We start from the raw sequence: 22600 nt of genomic DNA, 5'->3' as shown, positions 1-22600 counted from the left end.
GCCACCACGACCTATCGCTAAACAAGTAAGGTGGCGGCTGTACGCAGGTTAGCGATCCGGGTCACAGAAACCCCGGGTAGACCCGAAGGTCTCCCGCGCACAGCCACCATGACTAAATTACAGGCACCGGATGACTGCAATCGAGACTGGGCATTGTTGCGTCTGTGTGTTGAGCCGGATCGCTAAACCCGATCGCTGATTCGTCAGCGACCCGCAAACGATAGAACCCGCCCCCCAGGCGCACAAGCCGGCGGATTCTGGCGCAGTTGTAGGCAATGGCGCAAGGCGATGTAGCCGGAGGCTGAAGGATGGCGTGGGGCGCAGGTTCGATAAGCTCGGGCCTGTGAAAGCGAGTTTCCTCGCTTTCACAGGGCGTACTTCTAGTAAATAAATGCGCCCCCTTTATCCAAGGGCTTAACAGCGTCAGGAGCTCCACGAGACGGTATGAACGATGAGGGAAAGGTGACCGCCAGTTTCTAAGTTGGCAGCGTTCGATGTCAGCCTATACCCGGTTGCGACTCGTCCAGAGGGAACAGTAAAATCCCACACATCTCCAGCTGGGTATATAAATACTCTAGAGTCGAGTGCGATGTCCCCTTCCACAACTTCAATCAACACACGCTGCTGTGCAACGACACTACCGTAATTTATCGTGCGGTATTCAATGCTGCATGACTTGGTAGCGCCGTCACCAGGAAATTTGACATCGACATGTGCAGTGCCGCAACGATCAGATGTCTCGTTAAGTTCAAGTACCCCTCTCCACACTGGTGCCCTCGGGTTGACGATTACAAGTGGTGGCCGATCCACGATAAAACACTCCAGGGTTAACCCATGTGCAGTAACCCGTTTTTCCCCTGGCGTTATCCGGTAGACGGATGGTTCATCTTCGAACGTCTCAGTACCGGTTGTGTACATGCCAACTTTGACGGTATAGGTGCGCAGCGGGAAGGAAACGCTTTCATTCTGGTTGGTACTGCGATTGAACGCCACCAACAACATAACCTTCAGCTCAGAACCATCGCGCAGCTTCTCCAGCTCGCTCCGTAACAACGGCGTAGAAAGCCCAGTAGTCACTTGGCCCGAGCTGACTTCTGAGTCGGTATACAAGGGAATCGTGTAATTCGAACCATCACTGGCAACCCCCTCGCAACTCATCCAGACCCGCTGACCCGCCGCAATCAACGGCCATGGTGCGACAGTGACGCGTGCATTCCCGGTAAATTTACTCAAATCCAACTCAGTTCCCAGCCCTCCCTGCGCCGCCTCCGGAATCAACGGTATCGTCAGGCTCGCCGCAGGCATCGCCTGCACATTCAGCACAAACGGATCCGACGGCGGCGACTCCACGCCGTTCTGGATCACCGTGTAGGTCACCGTCACCGCCTTGCCCAGGTTGAACGCCACCACGCTGTTGGGAATCGGTACTTCCCACCCATCCCTGACCGGCCATTCGCCCGAGGTGTGTGAACCCCCTGCCGGTGTGCCCGGTGCGCCGGTCCAGGTGACTTTGAGTTTGTCGTCGGGCAGCAGCGCGGCGTTGGCCGGTACGACGATGTGGAGCGCGTCCTTGGCCTGGACCGGGTTCAGGATGGGGCCATTGGCCTCTTTCACCGAAGGAGGCAACAGGTTCTGCGCCGCTCCGATCACGGTCGCATGGGCCGTTTTTGAGGTACCTATCAGTGTCGTGCCCCTGAACAGTTTGTAAGACGCCTGCACTGTGCTGCCTGAAGTAACCTTGTCGTTGGGAATCTCCAGCACACAGGCCTGTTTCTGCCCAAAACCATCGGTTTCGACCGTTCCTGTCTCGCTGTGGGTGACCTCCGGCTGGCCCACCACTTTCGCAAGGTAGGTCGCTTCGATCGTATCTCCCGGCAGGAAACGAGGGTCGCTGGTCAGAACGATCAACAGCAGCGGGTTCGTACCCAGTTTTTCGAGATCGATGATGCCGGGGTCGTCAGCCGTGTCGCTGGCGATTTCCCGCGGGATCGGCACCGGCAGTCGAAGACCGGCCTGATCTACGTCAACCGTCTGCACAGCGGACCAGGGCGAGTTGAGATCCGGCGAATTGCCCAACTGGTCGGTGACCGTGAAGGAGAACATGAACTGGGCATGGTCATCGCCCAGGTCGGCGCTGGTGACATCGAAGCAGATCGTGGTGGGTGTCGGCGAGCCGGGGTCCGGCGGCAATGGGGCCTCGGTATCAGGCACCGTATGGTATTTGGGCTTGCCGTTGCAGTTGAGCCAGATACGGTCATGTGCCCGGCAATAGGGGTAACTCACGCACACCGTCGCCCGGGTGAAGCCCGGCCCTACTCCGTTCTTGATTTCATCCGGCAGGATCAACTCCAGCTCGGAATGCGCACCATCGCCAGGCGTGCGATCGTAAAGGCCTGGCCGGAACTCGTTGTAGAGGATCTCTGCAGGAGGGTCGGAGGTTTCGGGGATACCGCTGAGGCGCCTTATGGTGTAGGTCAGTCGATTGACTGCGTTGGCCAATAGTTTTCCATGGGGAATGTACAGCTCCACCGTGTCGTCGGTGCCCAGCGTGTTCCGGTTGTCGATGTTCGTCTCGCCATTGAGGTTGATCGAGACATTCTCCCCGCCTGTCTGGTTTGTATAAGGCAACACCGCGACCTTGCAGCCCGCGGGCTCCTGGTCATAGATATGCTTGGGCACCCCGAAATCGCCCCCCACCACAGGGCGAGTGGCGCGCGGCAGGTCGGGTTTCTCCAGAAGGACGGTCTGGTCGGCGGGTGTCGATGAAGGGGGCATGATCGGGGTCCTCATAAGTGACGCGTCAGGGCGTGGTGATATGAGAGCGCCGATGCATGAGGGCTGGCTACTGTCAAAGTTGACAGTTCGGGAAGCGATCAGGGGTGTCGAGCGGGGTAGCTCACTGAACAGGGAGTGCTACCCCGCTCCCAGAGCAAAGGGATGCGTAGGGCGGGATCAGCGCTTTTTATGCTGCTCCACCCACTTGCCATAGGCATCGATGAACTTCTGCAGGAACGGCCTTACAGACTCCGACAGGTTGCCCGCCTCGTCGAACGCCGTGCCGGCGCCGCTCAGGTAGGCTTCCGGCTGCTGCATGCACGGCACGTCGAGGAACACCAGTGACTGGCGCAGGTGGTGGTTGGCGCCAAAGCCTCCGATGGCCCCCGGCGATGCGCTGATGACCGCACCCGGCTTGCCGCTCAGGCAGCTCTGGCCGTAGGGGCGGGAGCCGACGTCGATGGCGTTTTTCAGCGGTGCCGGCACCGAGCGGTTGTATTCCGGGGTGACGAACAGCAAGGCGTCGGCCGCGCCCACCTGCTGGCGGAAAGTGCGGTAAGCCTCGGGCGGCGTGACGTCCAGGTCTTCGTTATAGAGCGCCAGCTCGCCGATCTCGACGATCTGCAATTTCAGGTTGGCCGGCGCCAGGTCCGCCAGTGCCAACGCCACCTTGCGGTTGATCGACGCCTTGCGCAGGCTTCCTACCAGAACGGCCACGCTATACACATTACTCATAAGGGAGCTTCTCGATTTCGGATCAAGGGAGCCTGTAGTTATAGATGATCGGGCTGACAATTGGACCAGTGGAGCGACGAAAACCGGCGGCCTGGACTATTTTTTCCTTGTAGGAAAACTTACCGCGCGTGGGCAAGGTCTACAGAACCGCAAATCGAGTCATCTATTTCCAGAGGTTCTAAGCAATGGCAGCAGTACAAGTCGGACATTTTCATGCGCGGGACGCCGAAGGTCGCGTCTATTCGGTGTATGAATTCCAGGAGTCGACCCCGTCGCCGGAAGGTAATGGCAAGGAGCCTGTCACTACTTACAAGTTGGCCATCGGGGACCGGGTCAACAAAGTGGACAATGACCGGTTTGTACTGGTGCAGTCAGGGATCGAACTGACACGCGAACCCGAAACCTCCATCGCCTCGTAAGTTGAGCAGAAGTCGTACCTGGACTTGGGTTAGGATTCAGCCACTCAATGGCTTTCCCGCCCAACATGGACTTGCTGCATGCGTTTACGCCACATCGAAGTGATCCAGGCGCTGTTGCAGACCGGCCACCTCGGCACGGCGGCCGAATGGCTGCAGCTGCCGGCGGCTGACGTCGAAGCGATCCTGCGCGACGCCGAGGCCCAGTTGGGTTTCATGCTGTTCGCCAGCGTGCGCGGTCGCCTGCAAGCCACCCGGGAAGCATTGGCGCTGCGCGAAGGCATCACGGGCGTGTATGACGCTCTCGACCCGGTGCAGCGCCTGGCCAGTAGCCTCAAGCATCACCAGGCCCCCGCGCTGCGGATCATCTGCACGCCGCCACTGGCCCAACAGCTATTGCCCCGAAGCCTGGCAGCCCTGCGTCGCCGTTACCCGGACGCCCCCTGCACCCTGCTCAGCCAGCCCACCCGCGAGATCGTCCGTAGCCTGCTGCTGCGCGACAGCGATCTGGGCCTGAGCCTGCACGATCCCGAGCACCCCGATATCCATTGCCAGATGATCGCCCAGGGCAAACTGCAATTACTGGCCCCCCACGGCTGGCTGCAACCCCGGCAAAAGTACGTTTCGCTCCAGGATCTGGCGGGCCAGCCGCTGGTGGGACTGGATGGGCACGACCCGCTGAGCCCGGCATTCGAGAATAAACTGGGAGGGCTGCGTCCGGCGCCGCTGGTCCAGATCCGCGTGCAGACCCACCAGATGATGCGCGCCATGGTCGAGGCCGGCGAAGGCCTTGCCATCGTCGACCCGTTTACGGCCTCAGGTGCCAAGGGCAGCGGGCTGGATGTGTGCCCGGTGTCGCCGGCGGTGCCCATCTGCCTCTACGCGCTGCACCTGAACGGCACGGCCCCCTCGCCCACCCTCCTGTCACTGCTGGAGCTGGTCAGGGAACAAGCCGAGGCGTTGCTGAGCCATTGACCGACATGCCCACCGGATCATCGAACAACCGGTACCAGAACAACGCCACTTCGGCGGTATGCCGGTCGATGCCGCGATAACGCAGTTGGTCGATGCCGCCCAGCACATAGCCGCAACGCTCATAGAGCCGGCAGGCGCCGAGGTTGTTGTTCTGGGTTTCCAGCATGATGCCCGGCAGTTTTTTCTTGCGGCTCCAGAACTGGGCGACATCGAGCAAGGCCTTGGCCACGCCATGGCGACGGGCCGGGGCATGCACCGCCAGTTCGTCGATATGGGCAAAGCCGTTCCAGTTGGTGCTGATCACCAGGTGACCCACCGGCTGGTCGTCCAGGTACGCCATGAAGATTTCGCTGTCGGGGGCATCGTGGAAGCCGCTGAACTCTTCGGGGTCGATGCCATAGCACTTGCGGTAGGGAACGATGGGGGTCACAGGCCACTGGCTCACGGGACAGCCGATCTGCGCCGCCCCGTAGGCACTGACTTCGAAGCTGAAATCGCTGCCCCAGATATAGGTCGCGAAGCCGTCATCGACGACCCGCACCGACAAGCCGGGGTGTTTCGGATTCATCACCGGTTGCATACTGGGGAAGCCCTCATTCCTTGAGACAATCAACGGCCCATTGCCATCCATTGCCCTTGCCTTTGGAATCTTCATACATCAAGCGGGTATCCATGGCCTGCTCGTCACCTCAGGTTAGAAGGTCGTTGCGATTGTGGCGAATGAATGATGCCCGATCCTGTGGCAGCGAACCGGCTCGCCGAGGGTGACACCCCGGGCATCGGTGCGATGCCCGGGCACTGCTGTCGCGAACGAGCTCGCGCCCATGGGTCGAACGATCAGTTTGCCGAGGCTTGTGATTCCACCAGTTGCGTCCACAGTGCCGGAGCGCCAGCGGATTTGGCGATGGCTTCCAGACGCGCGGCATGTTCGGCCAGGTCGCTTTCGCTGGCGCGGATGATCCGGCTCGGCGTGCGATCGGCCGGCAAGCGGCGGATTTCCGAAGCCTTGTTGCCCGAGCCTTCGCCGGTACCGTTGCCGTCCGAGGCGTTGCCGGCCAGGGACAGGCTGGTCTGGCCGCCGGTCATGGTCAGGTAGACGTCGGCCAGGATCTCGGAGTCGAGCAATGCGCCGTGCAGTTCACGCCCGGAGTTGTCGACGCCATAGCGCTTGCACAAGGCATCGAGGCTGTTGCGCTGCCCCGGGTGCCGTTCTCGGGCCATGACCAGGGTGTCGAGGATGGTGCAGTGCTGGCTGATGTCGGCCCGGTCGTGCTGGCCCATCAAGGCGAATTCGTTGTTGATGAAGCCAACGTCGAACGCCGCGTTGTGGATGATCAGCTGTGCGCCCTGGATGAACTCGAAGAACTCGTCGGCCACTTCGGCGAAACGCGGCTTACCCACGAGGAATTCGTTGGTGATGCCGTGGACGCCGATGGCCCCCTCGTCACTTTCCCGGTCCGGTTGCAGATAGACGTGAAAATGACGACCGGTCAGGCGCCGGCCGATCAACTCGACACAACCGATTTCGATAATCCGGTGACCATCGGTCACCGGCATGCCGGTGGTTTCGGTATCCAGTACAACAGATCTGTTGGCCATCAGTGTTCAGCTCTCAACGGGCAGTCTTGCAAAAGCGCGGATGTTAACACGCTCCGAGGGAGTTGCTGGCCGCAGCTTTTGTGGGCAGGGTTGCATCAGGCCTGCTTGTAGCCACGCACCTCGTCCACCCCGCGATTGGCCAACTGGTCGGCCCGTTCGTTACCGTGGTGGCCGATGTGGCCGCGCACCCACTTCCAGGTGACGTTGTGGCGGTTGACCTGTTCGTCCAGCAGTTTCCACAGGTCGGCGTTCTTGACCGGCTCCTTCGCAGCGGTCTTCCAGCCGCGCTTCTTCCAGTTCGCCATCCACTCGTTGATGCCTTTCATCACGTATTGCGAGTCGGTCACCAACAATACGTCGCAGGGCCGCTTGAGTTCCTCCAGGCCACGAATGGCGCCCATCAGTTCCATGCGATTGTTGGTGGTGTTGGCTTCGCCGCCCCAGAGCTCTTTTTCCACGCCCTTGAACACCAGCAACGCGCCCCAGCCGCCCGGCCCGGGATTGCCCTTGCAGGCGCCGTCAGTGAAGAGTTCTACGCTATCGCTCATGCCAATCTATCCAGAAAAAATGCAAAGGCCTGCCGGCCGGGACCGGCAGCGCCCCAGGCCGGAAGCCGGCCCGACGGTATCAGAAAAGGGTCAGGGCTCGATGTGGCGGCGATTGACCTTGGCCATCGGCAAGGGAATCAGCTTGCCCATCGGCTCGCGACGCACCTGGCGCACCGGGCGCAGCCCGACCGCGATCTTGCGCGCCACCAGTAGATAGAAGCCGCCACCGGACAGTTGCCAGTCACCGGCCCTGCGCTCCCAGCCAGCCAGGCGAGCCTGCCACTTGGGTGACGCAAGCGGCGGACGATAGCACCCGAAGCGGCGTTTCTCCAGCGCGAAACCCAGCAGGTTGAGCCAGTCGCCCACCCTCGACGCCGAGATACAACGGGCCTGGCGCAAGGCGTCGTGGGCGAACACATGCCGCAAGCCCCAAGTGCTCCAGGGGTTGATGCCGATGATCACCAGGTGTCCGCCGGGCCGCACGCTGCTGGCGGCTTCACGCAGCAGGCCGTGGGGCGACAGGCAGAAATCCAGGCCGTGCTGCATCACCACCACGTCGGCGGCGTGCTCGCTCAACGGCCACGCCTGTTCCTCGCAGACGATCTCGACCCCCGGCAAGGGCGCTCCCAGGCGCACGTTGCGCTGGACCTGCGGCGCCGACGGCGGCGTCTGCGCCGACGGACCGTAATGCACCAGGTAGCCGCCGAAGAAACGCCCCAGCTCGTCTTCGAGCATGCGCCGTTCTTCTTCCAACAGGAATTGCCCGACAGGGCCGGACAGCCATTCACGGGCCGCGCTGATCAGCGCCAGCCATTCAGGATCAGCCTGAGCGAACGCTTCATCGGTCATTTGCATTCTCCAACGCGCCAGGAAGTTCTAAGATGCGCCTTTGTTTTCCGCTTGGCGAATTCCGCGATGATACAGATCAGTGCCCTGCCCGCGTTCACCGATAACTACATCTGGTTGTTACAGGATCACGCCACCCGCCGCTGCGCGGTGGTCGACCCGGGTGACGCCACGCCGGTGCAGGCCTGGCTCGAAGCACATCCGGGCTGGGTCCTGAGCGAGATCATGGTCACCCACCATCACCATGACCATGTCGGCGGCGTCCAGGCGCTGAAAAGCGCCACCGGCGCCAGGGTCTATGGCCCGGCCAGCGAAAACATCCCGGCGCGGGACGTGCCCCTCGAAGACAACGACCGCATCAGCGTGCTCGACCTGGACTTCGATGTCTACGCCGTGCCTGGCCATACCCTGGGCCATATCGCCTACTACCACCGTGGCCTGCTGTTCTGTGGCGACACCTTGTTCGCCGCCGGTTGCGGGCGCCTGTTCGAGGGCACGCCGCAGCAGATGCATCGCTCCCTCGGCCGGCTCGCCGCCTTGCCTGAGGATACGCTGGTCTATTGCACCCATGAATACACCTTGAGCAACCTGAAGTTCGCCGCCGCGGTGGAGCCCGACAACCCGGACATTGCCGCCCGTCTGGAAAAAGTCACCCGCCAGCGCCACGATGGCGTGATCACCCTGCCCTCGACCCTGGCCCTGGAAAAACTCACCAATCCATTCCTTCGCACGACTGAAACATCCGTTAAACAAAAAGCAGACGAACGGAACGGCCAGCGAAACGGGACGCCGAGCGAGGTTTTTGCGGCCTTGAGGGCCTGGAAAGATAAGTTCTAAGCCCCCCGTATGTTGATACAAAAATTCTGAACGGTTGACCTGTTGGGGTGCGCTTCCTAGAATCGGCCGACATTTTTGCCCGGAACTTACTTCCAGCCAATGTCGTCATCCATACGTAAGTCCGTTCAGTCCGACACATTGACCCGCTTGGCTCAAGCCATCGCGGTGGCCGTGTCCGCCACCCTGGCGGGCTGCCAGAGTTCGGGCCAGCTACCCCAGGCCGATACGGCCCAGGCGCCGAAGAACATGGCCGCCCGGGCCAAGCAGAAACCCGTCTGGCTCAGCGAGAAGCCCAGCCCCCAGGTTCCCCAGGATATCTGGGAGCGCATGCGCCAGGGCTTCCAGCTGCAGGAAACCGCCGGCGTGAACCCGCGCATCGAGCAACAGCGCCTGTGGTTCGCCAGCAACCCGTCCTTCCTCGAAGGCGCCGGCGAACGCGGCAGCCTGTACATGCACTACATCGTCGAACGTCTCGAAGAGCGCAACATGCCGCTGGAGCTGGCCCTGCTGCCGGTGATCGAAAGCGCCTACAACCCCATGGCCTATTCCCGGGCCAACGCCGTAGGGCTGTGGCAGTTCATCCCGTCCACCGGGCGCTACTTCAACCTGCGCCAGACCCGCTTCTATGATGGGCGTCGCGACATCACCGCCTCGACCACGGCCGCCATGGACTACCTGACGCGCCTGCACGACATGTTCAACGGCGACTGGTTGCTGGCCCTCGCCGCCTACAACGCCGGCGAAGGTACCGTCAGCCGCGCCATCGAACGCAACGAAAAACTCGGCCTGCCCACCGACTACTGGAACCTGCCGCTGCCGGCGGAAACCCAGGCCTACGTGCCCAAGCTGCTGGCACTGTCGCAGGTGGTGCTGTCCCCCGATGCCTACGGCGTGAACCTCAACCCGATCGCCAACGAACCTTATTTCCAGGTCGTCGAGATCAACCAGCGCATGGACCTGTCCAAGGTCGCGGCGGTGGCGAACATCGACGAAGACGAGCTGTTCCAGCTCAACCCGGCCTTCAAGCAGCGCACCACCATCGACGGTCCGCAGCACCTGCTGGTTCCTACCTCCAAGGCACAGCTGCTGACCGCCAGCCTGTCGACCATGCGTCCGGAAGAACTGATCAGCCAGCGCTCGCTCAAGCCGGTCTTCGAAAACGTCGACGACAGCGAATTGGAAGGTGCCAGGCGCACCTACCGCGTCAAGCGCGGCGACAACCTGGCCCAGATCGCCAAGGCCAACAATGTCCAGACCAAGGACCTGCAACGCTGGAACAAGCTCAGCGGCAACAAGCTCAAGGTCGGCCAGACCCTGGTAATGCAGGACACCAGGGCCACGAAGGGCACCGGCAAGCGCATCAACACCGTGGTGGCCGCCAACAGTGGCAAGAACAGCAAGGAAAAGGCCAAGCAGACCCAGTACAAGGTCAAGCAGGGTGATTCGCTGTATGTGGTTGCCAAGCGGTTCAACGTCGAAATGCAGCATCTCAAGCGCTGGAATCCGCGAATGGGCAAGGCCCTCAAGCCTGGGCAGATGCTGACGGTCTACTCCCCTCACTGACCGAGGGGCTCCCTGTGGCGAGGGGATTTATCCCCGCTGGGCTGCGCAGCAGCCCCAATGGACGGCGTCTCAGACAAGACGCGGGGTCGGTTCGCGCCCCAGCGGGGATAAATCCCCTCGCCACAGGTTCGGCGTTCGCCGGCCAATGGCGTAGCAGACTGGGCCCACCCGCTGCCCCCGCCTTTTTCCTGCCGATACAAGCTGTTACTGTACAGGCCATAAAAGCCCAAGCCGCCTGGATCGGATCTCAGACTTGATACGTCCCCTCCTCCTGTTCCTGATCAGCCTGGCCTTGAGCTCCCCTGCCGGTGCGGCCATCAGCGAAAGCCATGGCTATGCGCAATTCGGCACGCTCAAGTACCCGGCCAGATTCACCCACTTCGACTGGGTCAATCCGCAAGCCCCCAAGGGCGGCACCTTGCGGGTCATGGCGTTTGGCACCTTCGATACGCTCAATCCCTACACCTTCAAGGGCAGCAGCCCGGTGTCCACGCCGAATTTCCTGCAATACGGCATCAACGAGCTGAACGAGCCCCTGATGGTCGGCACCGGCCAGTACGCGCCTTCCGGCGATGAGCCGACCTCCAGCTACGGCCTGATCGCTCAATCGGTGGAGTACAGCGATGACCGAAGCTGGGTGGTCTTCAACCTGCGACCCGAAGCACGTTTCCACGACGGGGTGCCCATCACCGCCTACGACGTAGCGTTTTCCTACCGAACGCTGCTCAAGGAAGGCCATCCGCTGTACCGCACCAATCTGCAGGAAGTGCTGCGGGTGGATATTCTCAACCCGTTGAAAATCCGCTTTGTCTTCAAGCGCGCGGGCAACCCGCTGTTGATCCTGCGCCTGGGAGAACTGCCGGTACTGCCCCAGCATTACTGGAAGGACCGCGACTTCAAGGCCACCACTTTCGAACCACCCCTGGGCAGTGGGCCTTATCGCATCACCCAGGTGCAGCCGGGCCGCCAACTGGTGTTCGAACGGGTGAAGGACTATTGGGGCAAGGACCTGCCGGTCAATCGCGGCAAGTACAACTACGACCGGATGGAAGTGGAGTTCTATCGTGACAGCGACGTGGCCTTCGAAGCCTTCAAGGCTGGCGAGTTCGATATCTACATCGAGCACCAGGCCAAGAACTGGGCCAACGGCTATGACTTCCCGGCGGTCAAGCGTGGCGACGTGATCAAGGCGCAGATTCCCCACCGGATCCCGACCCAGACCCAGGGCCTGTTCATGAATACCCGACGGGGCACCTTTGCCGACGCCAGGGTGCGTGAAGCACTGGGGTTGATGTTCGATTTCGAGTGGACCAACCGCACACTGTTCAGCGGCGCCTACAAGCGCACCCTCAGTTACTACCCCAACAGCGAGTTCTCCGCCAGCGGCCTTCCGGTGGGGCACGAATGGCTGTTGCTCAAGCCCTACCGCGAACAACTGCCCCCCCGGCTGTTCACCGAACCGTTCAGCCTGCCTCAGACCGACGGTCGCGGCATCCCCCGGGACACCCTGCGCAGGGCCCTGGCGCTGCTCAAGGAAGCCGGCTGGACACTCAACGGCCAACGCCTGCTCAATGCCGACAGCCAGCCCCTGCGCTTTGAAATCCTGTTGGTCAATCCGAACCTGGAGCGCATCCTGCAGCCTTACGTGGGGAACCTTGCCAGCATCGGCATCCAGGCTCGCCTGCGCACAGTGGACCGTGCCCAGTACAAGCAGCGCCTGGACCAGTTCGACTTCGACATGATCCTCCTGACCCTGGGCCAGACCCTCAGCCCCGGCCTGGAACAGTGGCAGTATTTCCATTCCAGCCAGGCTTCGGTCAAAGGCAGTAAGAACTATGCCGGGATCGCCAACCCGGTGGTGGACCATCTGCTGGAAAAACTGCTGGCGGCCCGGACCCGGGACGAGCAGGTCGCCGCCGGCAAGGCCCTCGACCGGGTGCTGCTGTGGCAGCACTATTGCATTCCCAACTGGTATCTCAACTACCATCGCCTGGCCTACCATGACCGGTTCGCCTTCGTCACCACGCCGCCCTACACCCTGGGCCTGAGCGCGTGGTGGCTGAAATCTTCGGAGAAAGATCAATGAAGCCTTTGCGCGCCCTGCTCCTGCAGGCCGGTGGCCTGATGTTCGCCGGGCTGGCCTGCGCCGCCCCGCAGCACGCCTTGACCCTGTACAACGAACCGCCGAAATACCCGGCCGATTTCAAGCATTTCGACTACGTCAACCCCGACGCCCCCAAGGGCGGGATCTTCCGCCAGGGCGGATTTGGCGGCTTCGACAGCCTCAACCCGTTCATCAGCAAAGGCGTGCCGGCCGATGACATCGGCCTGATCTACGACACCCTGGCCAAGCAAGGCCTGGATGAACCCTTCACTGAGTACGGCCTGATCGCCGGGAAGATCGAGAAAGCCCCGGACAACGCCTGGGTACGCTTCTACCTGCGCCCCGAGGCCCGCTTCAATGACGGCCACCCGGTGCGTGCCGAAGACGTGGTCTTCAGCTTCCAGACCCTGACCAAAGACGGCGCGCCGATGTTCCGGGGCTACTACAACGACGTGGCCGAAGTGATCGCCGAAGACCCGCTCAAGGTGCTGTTCAAGTTCAAGCACACCAATAATCGCGAACTGCCGCTGATCCTCGGGCAATTGCCGGTATTGCCCAAGCATTGGTGGGCCGAACGCGACTTCAACAAGGGCAACCTGGAAATTCCCCTGGGCAGTGGCCCTTATCGGGTCGCCGAAGTGAAGGCCGGCCGTTCGATCCGCTATGAGCGGGTGAAGGACTACTGGGGCAAGGACCTGCCGGTCAACCGGGGCTTCTACAATTTCGATGTGCTGAGCACCGACTACTACCGCGACAACACCGTCGCGGTGGAGGCCCTGAAAGCCGGGCAGTTCGACTTCTGGCTGGAAATGACCGCCAAGAACTGGGCCAATGCCTACAACATCCCGGCCGTGACCGAAGGCCGGCTGATCAAGGAACAGATCCCCAACGGCAATCCCACCGGTATGCAAGGCTTTGTCTACAACCTGCGCCGCCCGGTGTTCCAGGATGTGCGAGTGCGCAAGGCCCTGAGCCTGCTGCTGGACTTCGAGTGGACCAACAAGCAGCTGTTCAACGGTGCCTATGCCCGCACCCGCAGTTATTTCGAGAACTCGGAAATGGCCGCCACCGGCCTGCCCGGCGAAGACGAACTGAAGATCCTCGAACCTCTGCGCGGCAAGATCCCCGAGCAGGTCTTCACCGAGGCGTTCCAGCCTTCGATGTGCGACGGCAGCGGCATGATCCGCGACCAGCAGCGCAAGGCCTACCAACTGCTGCAGGAAGCTGGCTGGCGCATCGTCGACGACAGGATGGTCGACGCCCAGGGCAAGCCGGTGGTGCTGGAATTCCTGCTGGCCCAGACCGAGTTCGAGCGAGTGCTGCTGCCGTTCAAGCGCAACCTGAGCGACCTGGGCATCGAACTGGTGATTCGCCGGGTGGATGTGTCCCAGTACATCAACCGCGTCCGCTCCCGGGATTTCGACCTGGTGGTGGGCAGCTTCCCCCAGTCCAGCTCGCCGGGCAACGAGCAGCGCGAGTTCTGGATGTCGGCCGCCGCCGACAAGCCCGGCAGCCGCAACACCATGGGCCTGAAGGACCCGGCGGTGGACCAGCTGGTGGAACAGTTGATCAACGCCGATTCACGCAAGAGCCTGGTGGCCCATGCCAGGGCGCTGGACCGGGTGCTGCAATGGGGCTACTACGTGATTCCCAACTGGCACATCAAGACCTGGCGCGTGGCCTACTGGAATCACATCGGCCATCCGAAGGTCACGCCGACCTATGACATCGGCACCACCACCTGGTGGGTCAAGCCGGACACCAAGCCTGCCGAAGAAGTGGAACACGTGATAGAAAAACAGAACAACGCTGCCTCGGCGAGCGTGGAGTAACCCGATGCTGGCTTATATCTTGCGGCGGCTGCTGCTGATCATTCCGACCCTGTTCGGCATCCTGCTCATCAACTTCGTCATCATCCAGGCCGCGCCCGGGGGGCCGGTGGAGCAGATGATCGCCAAGCTCGAAGGTTTCGAGGGCGCCACCAGCCGCATCGCCGGCGGCGGTGCCGAAGTGTCGGTGGCCGGCTCCAGCTACCGTGGCGCCCAGGGGCTGGACCCGGCGCTGATCAAGGAAATCGAGCGCATGTACGGCTTCGACAAGTCGGCCCCCGAACGCCTGTGGATCATGATCAAGAACTACGCGCGCCTGGACTTCGGCGACAGCTTCTTTCGCGACGCCAAGGTCATCGACCTGATCAAGGAGAAACTGCCAGTCTCCATCTCCCTCGGGCTATGGAGCACGCTGATCATGTACCTGGTCTCGATCCCCCTGGGGATCGCCAAGGCCACGCGACACGGCAGCCACTTCGATGTATGGACCAGTTCGGCGATCATCATCGGCTATGCGATCCCCTCGTTCCTGTTCGCCATCCTGCTGATCGTGGTGTTCGCCGGCGGCAGTTACTTCGACTGGTTTCCGCTGCGGGGGCTGACATCCAACAACTTCGACCAGTTGAGCATGGGTGGCAAGATCCTCGACTACTTCTGGCACCTGGCCTTGCCGGTGACCGCCCTGGTGATCGGCAACTTCGCCACCATGACCCTGCTGACCAAGAACAGTTTCCTGGACGAAATCAACAAGCAGTACGTGGTCACTGCCAAGGCCAAGGGCCTGACGCGCAATCGCGTGCTCTACGGTCATGTGTTCCGCAATGCCATGCTGCTGGTGATCGCCGGCTTCCCGTCGGCGTTCATCGGGATCTTCTTCACCGGATCCTTGCTGGTGGAAGTGATCTTTTCCCTCGACGGCCTCGGCTTGATGAGCTTCGAAGCCGCCATCAACCGCGACTATCCGGTGGTCTTTGGCACGTTGTTCATCTTCACCCTGCTGGGGCTGGTGGTGAAGTTGATCGGCGACCTGACCTACACCTTTGTCGATCCGCGCATCGACTTCGAAAGCCGGGAGCATTGAGATGAACCTGTCCCCTCTCAATCGCCGTCGCTTCGAACTGTTCAAGGCCAACAAGCGTGGCTGGTGGTCGCTCTGGCTGTTCATGGCCCTGTTCGTCCTGAGCCTGGGCGCCGAGCTGATCGCCAACGACAAGCCGCTGGTGGTGCATTACGACGGTGGCTGGTACTTCCCGGCCCTCAAGCGCTACCCGGAAACCACCTTCGGCGGCGAGTTCCCGCTGGAGGCCAACTACAAGAGTCCCTACATCCGCGAGCTGCTGGCGGCCAAGGACGCCTGGGTGCTGTGGGCACCGATTCCGTTCAGCTACCAGAGCATCAACTACGACCTGAAGGTCCCGGCTCCTGCCCCTCCTTCGTCGGTCAACTGGCTGGGCACCGACGACCAGGGCCGCGACGTGCTGGCCCGAGTGATCTACGGTTTCCGGATCTCGGTGCTGTTCGCCCTGACCCTGACCCTGCTCAGTTCGATCATCGGCGTGATCGCCGGCGCCCTGCAGGGGTTCTACGGCGGCTGGGTCGACCTGGCCGGCCAGCGCTTCCTGGAAATCTGGTCCGGGCTGCCGGTGCTTTACCTGCTGATCATCCTGGCCAGCTTCGTCCAGCCCAATTTCTGGTGGTTGCTGGGGATCATGCTGCTGTTTTCCTGGATGAGCCTGGTGGATGTCGTGCGCGCCGAGTTCCTGCGTGGCCGCAACCTGGAATACGTGCGTGCCGCCCGGGCCCTGGGCATGCAGAACGGTGCGATCATGTTCTGCCATATCCTGCCCAATGCCATGGTCTCGACCATGACGTTCATGCCGTTCATCCTCACCGGCGCCATCGGCACCCTCACTGCCCTGGACTTCCTCGGTTTCGGCCTGCCGGCGGGCGCACCCTCCCTGGGCGAACTGGTGGCCCAGGGCAAATCCAACCTCCAGGCCCCCTGGCTGGGCATCAGTGCGTTCGCCGTGCTGGCGATCATGCTGAGCCTGCTGGTGTTCATCGGCGAGTCCGCTCGCGATGCCTTCGATCCGAGGAAGTGATATGAACCAGGACAACCTGATCGAAGTGCGCGACCTGGCGGTGGAATTCATCGCCGGCCACCACCATCAACGGGTGGTCGAAGGCGTCAGCTTCGACATCAAGCGCGGTGAGACCCTGGCCCTGGTAGGTGAAAGCGGCTCGGGCAAGTCGGTCACCGCCCATTCGATCCTGCGGTTGCTGCCCTACCCGCTGGCCCATCACCCCACCGGGACCATCCAGTACGCCGGGCAGGATCTGTTGAGCCTGAAAGAGAAGACCATCCGTCATATCCGTGGCAACCGGATCGCGATGATCTTCCAGGAACCGATGACGTCCCTCAACCCGTTGCACTCCATCGGCAAGCAGATCAACGAAGTGCTCGGCATCCACAAGGGCCTGACCGGCAAGGTGGCGACCCGCCGGACCCTCGAACTGCTGGAGCTGGTGGGAATTCCCGAACCCCACAAGCGCCTCAAGGCCCTGCCTCACGAGCTGTCCGGCGGCCAGCGCCAGCGGGTGATGATCGCCATGGCCCTGGCCAACGAGCCGGAACTGCTGATCGCCGACGAACCGACTACCGCCCTGGACGTCACTGTCCAGCTCAAGATCCTCGACCTGCTCAAGCAATTGCAGGCACGATTGGGCATGTCGCTGCTGCTGATCAGCCACGATTTGAACCTGGTGCGAAGAATTGCGCATCGCGTATGTGTCATGCAGCGCGGTTGCATCGTCGAACAGGCATCGTGCGAAGAATTGTTCCGCGCACCGCAGCATCCGTACACTCGGGAACTGCTGGCCGCAGAGCCCAGCGGCAACCCGGCGGCCAACGTCGCCGGTCCGCCGTTGCTGCAGGTCGAGGACCTCAAGGTCTGGTTCCCGGTCAAGAAAGGCTTGTTCAAGCGGACCGTGGACTACATCAAGGCCGTGGACGGGATCCGCTTCAGCCTGCCCCAGGGCCAGACCCTGGGCATCGTGGGCGAAAGCGGTTCGGGCAAATCCACCCTGGGGCTGGCGATCCTGCGGTTGATCGCCAGCCAGGGCGGGATCCGGTTCGAGGGCAAGCAGCTCGACAGCCTGTCCCAACAACAGGTCCGGCCGCTGCGACGGGAGATGCAAGTGGTCTTCCAGGACCCGTTCGGCAGCCTGAGCCCGCGCATGTGTGTGGGCCAGATCGTCGGCGAAGGCCTGCGGATCCACAAGATCGGTACCGAAGCCGAGCAGGAACAGGCGATAATCGCCGCACTGGAGGAGGTAGGCCTGGACCCGGAAACCCGGAACCGCTACCCCCATGAATTTTCCGGAGGGCAGCGGCAGCGTATCGCCATTGCCCGGGCCCTGGTGCTCAAGCCGGCGTTGATTCTGCTGGACGAGCCGACGTCGGCCCTGGACCGCACCGTGCAACGCCAGGTGGTGGAGCTGTTGCGGTCGCTGCAAAGCAAGTACAACCTGACGTATCTGTTTATCAGCCATGATCTGGCTGTCGTCAAAGCGCTGAGCCACCAACTGATGGTGGTCAAGCATGGCCAAGTGGTCGAACAAGGTGATGCCCGCAGCCTATTCGCTGCGCCGCAACACCCCTATACACAGCAGTTGATGGAGGCCGCCTTCCTGGCCCCGACAACTGCCGAATAACCTGAAAGAGGAGCAACACATGGGTTTTCTCGCCGGTAAGCGCGTACTGATCGTCGGTGTCGCCAGCAAGCTGTCCATCGCATCCGGCATCGCCGCCGCCATGCATCGCGAGGGCGCTGAGCTTGCCTTCACTTATCAGAACGACAAACTCAAGGGTCGTGTCGAAGAGTTCGCGCAAGGCTGGGGTTCGAGCCCTGAGCTGTGCTTCCCATGCGACGTGGCCAGCGATGAAGAAATCGCCAAGGTCTTCGAGGAGCTGAGCAAGAAGTGGGACGGCCTGGACTGCATCGTGCACTCCGTGGGCTTCGCCCCAGGCGACCAGCTGGACGGCGACTTCACCGAAGCCACCACCCGCGAAGGTTTCCGCATTGCCCACGACATCAGTGCCTACAGCTTCGTCGCCCTGGCCAAGGCCGGCCGCGAAATGATGAAAGGCCGCAACGGCAGCCTGCTGACCCTGTCCTACCTGGGCGCCGAGCGCACCATGCCGAACTACAACGTCATGGGCATGGCCAAGGCTTCCCTGGAAGCCGGCGTGCGTTACCTGGCCGGTTCCCTGGGCCCGGAAGGCACCCGCGTCAACGCCGTTTCGGCCGGCCCGATCCGCACCCTCGCCGCTTCCGGCATCAAGAACTTCCGCAAGATGCTGGCCGCCAACGAAGCGCAGACCCCGCTGCGTCGCAACGTCACCATCGAAGAAGTCGGCAACGCCGGCGCCTTCCTGTGCTCGGACCTGGCGTCGGGCATCAGCGGTGAAATCATGTACGTGGACGGCGGCTTCAACACCACCGCCATGGGCAACATCGAAGAGTAATCTTCACCGCGCATGAAAAACGCCGCTCGTCCTGCAAAGGGCGAGCGGCGTTTTTCGTTCTGGCGACCCGCTGCGCCAGCGCGTGCGGCGTGCGGCGTGCGGCGTGCGATGGCCATCATCGCGTCAATCAAAGATCACATTGCCATCAAATGGCCTTGCAAAACGACAATGGCCGACTAGATTCAGAATTGTCTTCCCAAGCGCAACCCGCCGCAGCGGGTCCCACCGAAAACGAGACTGCCTATCGACCCGAGAACCAGCCGACGACGCTTTTAAACATTGACACGGAATGAGTCAAAACACACAAGAGGGATGCTTGATGAAGCACAGCCGGTGGTATCGTGCGCTCTCGAAAAAAGGACCCGCCAAGCCGTTCTGGCTATCCTTGTTCTGCTTCTGTGGCCTGGTGATTGCCAGCTTCCTGTTGTTCGAGCAACAGATCCAGGCATTCCTGACCCACCTGCAGCTGTACCTGCCCTCGACCTCCTCGCAAAAGCTCAACCTGGCCCTGTTGCTGATCGCCCTGCTGGCCCTGGACGTGGTGCTGCCGGTGCCTTCGAGCCTGGTGGCGCTGCTGGCCGTGGCAAGCCTGGGCAGCCTTGGCGGCTACCTGGTGATTTTCGTCGGCCTGTGCCTGGGGGCCGGCTTGGGGTATGCCTTGGGAGCCGGCTATTTCCGGCTGTTGTCCGGGCGACTGGGCCTGCACCAGCGCCAGCCGGGACAACTGGGGTACCGGTTGGGCACGCTGTCGCTGGTCTGCCTGCGGGGTGTGCCGGTGCTGGCGGAAACCTCGGTGGTGGCAGCGGGCATGCAGCGCTACCCGCTGCGTGCCTTCGTACCGGTGGTCGTGCTGGCCAATGCCGGCCTGGCCCTGGCCTACGCCGCCATCGGTAGGTTCCTTGTCGAACAGAACGCCCTCCTGGTGACAATCCTGGCCAGCATGGTCCTGCCCGGCTTGTTCATCGCCGGCTACAGCCTGCTCAAGACCTTTCGCAAGCGCGACGCGCAGCAGCCCCTGCACGGGCGCTTCGAGGTCAGCTACGACTATCCGGTGGTGTTCACCGATCACCTGTTCGATCCGTCCAATCCCTGTTTGCATCAGCAGCTCAGCGCCCGTCAAGACAAGCCGGTGAAGGTGCTGGTGTTCGCCGATGAACAGTTGCTGCGCAGCAATCCGGCACTGCAGGAACAGATCGATGCCTATTTTGTCCGCCATCCCGCGGACCTGCGCCTGCTGGCAGCGCCCATTGCGGTTCCGGCCGGTGAGTCGAGCAAGGATGCACAGGTGTTGCAGCAGCTCTACACCAACATGCTGCACCACGGGCTGGATCGGCATTGCCATGTGCTGGCACTGGGAGGCGGGGCAGTACTGGATGCGGTTGGGTATGCCTGCGCCACCTTCCACCGCGGCATTCGCCTGGTCCGCGTCCCCAGCACCGTCCTCGCCCAGAACGACGCCGGGATCGGCGTGAAGAACGGCATCAATGCCTTCGGCCAGAAAAACCTGCTGGGGGCGTTCTACCCCGCCACCGCCGTGATCAACGATTTCCAGTTGCTGGGCAGCCTGGGCCGGCGCGACCAGATCGCCGGGTTGGCCGAGGCGGTCAAGGTGGCGCTGATCAAGGACGCGGCGTTTTTCCAATGGATGGAGCAACAGGCCGACGCCCTCGCCCACTTCGATCACGAGGCCAGCCGGCACGCCATCCGCCGCTGTGCCGAGTTGCACCTGGCCCACATCACCAGCGCCGGCGATCCCTTCGAACGCGGTAACGGTCGCCCCTTGGACTATGGCCACTGGGCCGCCCACAAGCTGGAAAATCTCAGCCAGCATCGGTTGCGCCATGGCGAAGCGGTGGCGGTGGGCATCGCCCTGGATGGCCTCTACGCCAACTTGCTGGGCCTGCTGAGCGATGCCGACGCCGAACGTATCGTGGGCCTGCTGCTCAGGCTCGGCTTCAGCCTGAACCCACCGGAACTGAGCCTGAAGGATCCCCAAGGCCGCCCGCTGCTGTTGCTGGGCCTGGAAGAGTTCCGTCAGCACCTGGGCGGCGAGCTGTCCATTCCCATGCTCTGCCGCATCGGCGAATCGCTGGATGTGCATGAGATCGACGCCACGCGGATGGAGCAGGCGCTACGGCGGCTGTCCGGTCTCGCCGATCCGGTCCCGGCATTGAGCGAGGGTTGGGTACGATGAGCCAGGCATCGCCGGACCTGAAAACCTGGATGACCCTGGGCCGGGTTTCCAACCTGCCCACGGTGTGGACCAATACCCTGGCCGCCGCCCTGCTGGCCAGCAGCGCCGGGGCCCTGGCGCCACCGTCTGGGGCGGTGTGGGTCTTGCTGCTGGCGGCCTTGTCGATGCTGTACCTGGCCGGCATGTTGTTGAATGACTTGCTGGACGCCGACTGGGACCTGCGACACCACAACCCGCGCCCCATCACCCTCGGGCTGGTCAGCCGCCAGCAGGTCGGGCTCGCCTGCGCCCTGTTGCTGGGGCTGGCCGCCGTTGCCGTGCTGGGCCTGAGCCGGCTGATCGACCAGCCATACTGGTTGCTGGGCGGCGCCCTCCTGCTGCTGGCCTGTATCCTGGGCTACAACCTGCTGCACAAGAAATACGCCCACAGTGTCTGGCTGATGGGGGCCTGTCGCTCGGCACTCTACCTCACGGCGGCCGCCAGCCTGGCGGTGCCGCCGGAGCCCATCTGGCTCTGCGCCGTGTTGCTGGGGGTGTATATCAGCGGCCTGACTTACCTGGCCCGCCAGGAACACCGCAACCAGTTGCTCAGCCGCCTGCCGCTGATCCTGATGCTGAGCCCGCTGACCCTGGCGATCCACAACGATAATCCCTGGTTCTGGCCCGTGCTGCTGCTCTGGCTTGGCTGGCTGGGCTGGCATTACCGACGTCATCTGGCCGACCCTCGGCAACGGCGGGTCCGCACGTTCATCGGCGCCGGGCTGGCGGCCTTGCCACTGTTCGATGCCCTGGTACTGGCGGTGGCCGACCAGCCACTGGGCAGCCTGTCATGTGTCCTGGTGTTTTTGCTGCTTCCCCACTTCCAGCGCTGGATCAAACCGACATGAACAAGGACATTGCCGGGCCTTCATCGACGGCTCTTGAAATGCGCCGGGACAGTCTGGAGCAACAGCGCCAGACCTTGCTCCAGCACCTCGACGAGGCCGGCCTGCAGTGGTGGCACCAGGCACTGGAACAGCTTGCGCAACGCCCGGATGCCACGAGCGCGGCTCTGTTGAGCAGCCAGTGCAAGCGAGGCCTCAAGGAAGACATATGGACCCACGGTACCGGCTGGAGCCATGTGCAACTGGCGCGGGCGCTGTTGCTGGCCGAGGTCCTGGAGCGGCAACCCGCCACCGGCCAGTTGCCCTTGCTGCGCCAGTTGTTCCTGTGGGGCGACGATCAGGAAAAGATCGCCCTGCTCAAGGCCCTCGACTGGCTCGACAGCCAGGGGGTGTGCGTAGAGCTTGCGCTGCAAGCCGGGCGTACCAGCAACAGCCAGGTGTTCGCCGCCCTTGCCCTGGACACCCTCTATCCTTCGCGCCACTACGACGACCGGGCCTTCCATCAACTGGTACTCAAGGCACTGGGCATGGGGCTCGATGTACGTCGCCTGCTTGGCCTGAAGCAACGCCAGAGTGTCGCCCTCAATCAACTGGCCCTCGATTTGCTGGCCGAACAGCTCGCGGCCGGGCGTACGGTATCGGCCGGCCTGCCCCTGGCGATTGCCTTCGACTTGCTCAGCCCGGCGCAGCGCCAGCGCCTGGAAGGCCTGGCCCGACAGCAACGCTTGCCGCCGCAATGGCGTGAACACCTGACCGGCCCCTAGCGA

Annotated in this window: 19 protein-coding genes; 13 read left to right on the top strand and 6 right to left on the bottom strand. The window is 62.5% G+C overall.

Going from position 1 to position 22600, the window contains the following annotated elements; translation table 11 throughout:
• Positions 1-423 precede the first annotated feature (423 nt).
• Positions 424-2775 carry a hypothetical protein gene (locus BLP99_RS03595; protein ID WP_092179738.1) on the bottom strand — a complete coding sequence of 784 codons (2352 nt, stop codon included), beginning with the start codon at positions 2773-2775 and terminating at the stop codon, positions 424-426.
• A 177-nt stretch (positions 2776-2952) separates the two neighbouring features.
• A complete protein-coding gene (locus BLP99_RS03590; RefSeq protein ID WP_072394790.1) occupies positions 2953-3510 on the bottom strand; it encodes an NADPH-dependent FMN reductase in 558 nt (185 codons plus the stop codon).
• Positions 3511-3695: 185 nt separating this feature from the next.
• Here BLP99_RS03590 and BLP99_RS03585 point away from each other — a divergent pair, with 185 nt between their 5' ends.
• Both BLP99_RS03585 and BLP99_RS03580 read left to right on the top strand, forming a co-directional pair.
• Complete coding sequence (locus tag BLP99_RS03585) at positions 3696-3929, top strand: hypothetical protein (protein WP_072394788.1); 234 nt, start codon at positions 3696-3698, stop codon at positions 3927-3929.
• A 78-nt stretch (positions 3930-4007) separates the two neighbouring features.
• Positions 4008-4901 (top strand): LysR family transcriptional regulator, encoded by an 894-nt coding sequence (locus BLP99_RS03580; RefSeq protein WP_072394786.1) that lies wholly within the window; start codon positions 4008-4010, stop codon positions 4899-4901.
• Here BLP99_RS03580 and BLP99_RS03575 read toward each other — a convergent pair.
• From BLP99_RS03575 to BLP99_RS03560, 4 genes are all read right to left on the bottom strand, one after another.
• Entirely contained in the window at positions 4867-5481 is a 615-nt protein-coding gene (locus BLP99_RS03575; RefSeq protein WP_072394784.1) for a GNAT family N-acetyltransferase, read from the bottom strand. The two genes, BLP99_RS03580 and BLP99_RS03575, sit on opposite strands and share 35 nt — an antisense overlap.
• Before the next feature lie 257 nt (positions 5482-5738).
• Positions 5739-6500: a DNA polymerase III subunit epsilon gene (gene dnaQ, locus BLP99_RS03570; RefSeq protein ID WP_072430525.1), complete on the bottom strand. Its 762-nt coding sequence runs from the start codon at positions 6498-6500 to the stop codon at positions 5739-5741.
• A gap of 95 nt (positions 6501-6595) precedes the next feature.
• Positions 6596-7048, bottom strand: coding sequence for a ribonuclease HI (gene rnhA, locus BLP99_RS03565; RefSeq protein WP_047700958.1), 453 nt, complete (start codon positions 7046-7048; stop codon positions 6596-6598).
• Between the two features lie 90 nt (positions 7049-7138).
• Positions 7139-7897 carry a class I SAM-dependent methyltransferase gene (locus BLP99_RS03560; RefSeq protein ID WP_072394780.1) on the bottom strand — a complete coding sequence of 253 codons (759 nt, stop codon included), beginning with the start codon at positions 7895-7897 and terminating at the stop codon, positions 7139-7141.
• 66 nt (positions 7898-7963) lie between these two features.
• Between BLP99_RS03560 and gloB the strand changes: the two genes are divergently transcribed.
• From gloB to BLP99_RS03505, 11 genes are all read left to right on the top strand, one after another.
• Positions 7964-8731 carry a hydroxyacylglutathione hydrolase gene (gene gloB / locus BLP99_RS03555; protein ID WP_072394778.1) on the top strand — a complete coding sequence of 256 codons (768 nt, stop codon included), beginning with the start codon at positions 7964-7966 and terminating at the stop codon, positions 8729-8731.
• Between the two features lie 99 nt (positions 8732-8830).
• Complete coding sequence (locus BLP99_RS03550) at positions 8831-10294, top strand: transglycosylase SLT domain-containing protein (RefSeq protein WP_092179736.1); 1464 nt, start codon at positions 8831-8833, stop codon at positions 10292-10294.
• Positions 10295-10547: 253 nt separating this feature from the next.
• Positions 10548-12380, top strand: a complete 1833-nt coding sequence (locus BLP99_RS03545; protein WP_072430524.1) for an extracellular solute-binding protein — start codon at positions 10548-10550, stop codon at positions 12378-12380.
• The gene (locus BLP99_RS03540; protein WP_072394773.1) at positions 12377-14230 is read left to right on the top strand and encodes an extracellular solute-binding protein; all 1854 of its coding nucleotides are present in this window, start codon (positions 12377-12379) and stop codon (positions 14228-14230) included. The genes BLP99_RS03545 and BLP99_RS03540 overlap by 4 nt, the downstream gene beginning before the upstream one ends.
• A gap of 4 nt (positions 14231-14234) precedes the next feature.
• Positions 14235-15308 carry a microcin C ABC transporter permease YejB gene (locus tag BLP99_RS03535; protein ID WP_072394771.1) on the top strand — a complete coding sequence of 358 codons (1074 nt, stop codon included), beginning with the start codon at positions 14235-14237 and terminating at the stop codon, positions 15306-15308.
• A gap of 1 nt (position 15309) precedes the next feature.
• Positions 15310-16329 carry an ABC transporter permease gene (locus tag BLP99_RS03530; protein WP_092179734.1) on the top strand — a complete coding sequence of 340 codons (1020 nt, stop codon included), beginning with the start codon at positions 15310-15312 and terminating at the stop codon, positions 16327-16329.
• Between the two features lies 1 nt (position 16330).
• Positions 16331-17941, top strand: a complete 1611-nt coding sequence (locus BLP99_RS03525; RefSeq protein ID WP_072394767.1) for an ABC transporter ATP-binding protein — start codon at positions 16331-16333, stop codon at positions 17939-17941.
• Between the two features lie 19 nt (positions 17942-17960).
• On the top strand, positions 17961-18755 hold the full coding sequence (gene fabI / locus BLP99_RS03520; protein ID WP_053153864.1) for an enoyl-ACP reductase FabI: 795 nt from the start codon (positions 17961-17963) through the stop codon (positions 18753-18755).
• A 319-nt stretch (positions 18756-19074) separates the two neighbouring features.
• Complete coding sequence (locus BLP99_RS03515) at positions 19075-20949, top strand: 3-dehydroquinate synthase (protein ID WP_072394764.1); 1875 nt, start codon at positions 19075-19077, stop codon at positions 20947-20949.
• Positions 20946-21836: a UbiA family prenyltransferase gene (locus tag BLP99_RS03510; RefSeq protein ID WP_072394763.1), complete on the top strand. Its 891-nt coding sequence runs from the start codon at positions 20946-20948 to the stop codon at positions 21834-21836. Before BLP99_RS03515 ends, BLP99_RS03510 begins: the two co-directional genes overlap by 4 nt.
• Positions 21833-22597 carry an EboA domain-containing protein gene (locus BLP99_RS03505; RefSeq protein WP_072394759.1) on the top strand — a complete coding sequence of 255 codons (765 nt, stop codon included), beginning with the start codon at positions 21833-21835 and terminating at the stop codon, positions 22595-22597. Before BLP99_RS03510 ends, BLP99_RS03505 begins: the two co-directional genes overlap by 4 nt.
• Positions 22598-22600: the final 3 nt, after the last annotated feature.

Source organism: Pseudomonas sp. NFACC32-1, from assembly GCF_900101215.1.
In the GTDB taxonomy this organism is placed as follows: domain Bacteria; phylum Pseudomonadota; class Gammaproteobacteria; order Pseudomonadales; family Pseudomonadaceae; genus Aquipseudomonas.
This window is presented reverse-complemented; position numbering and strand designations above follow the sequence as displayed.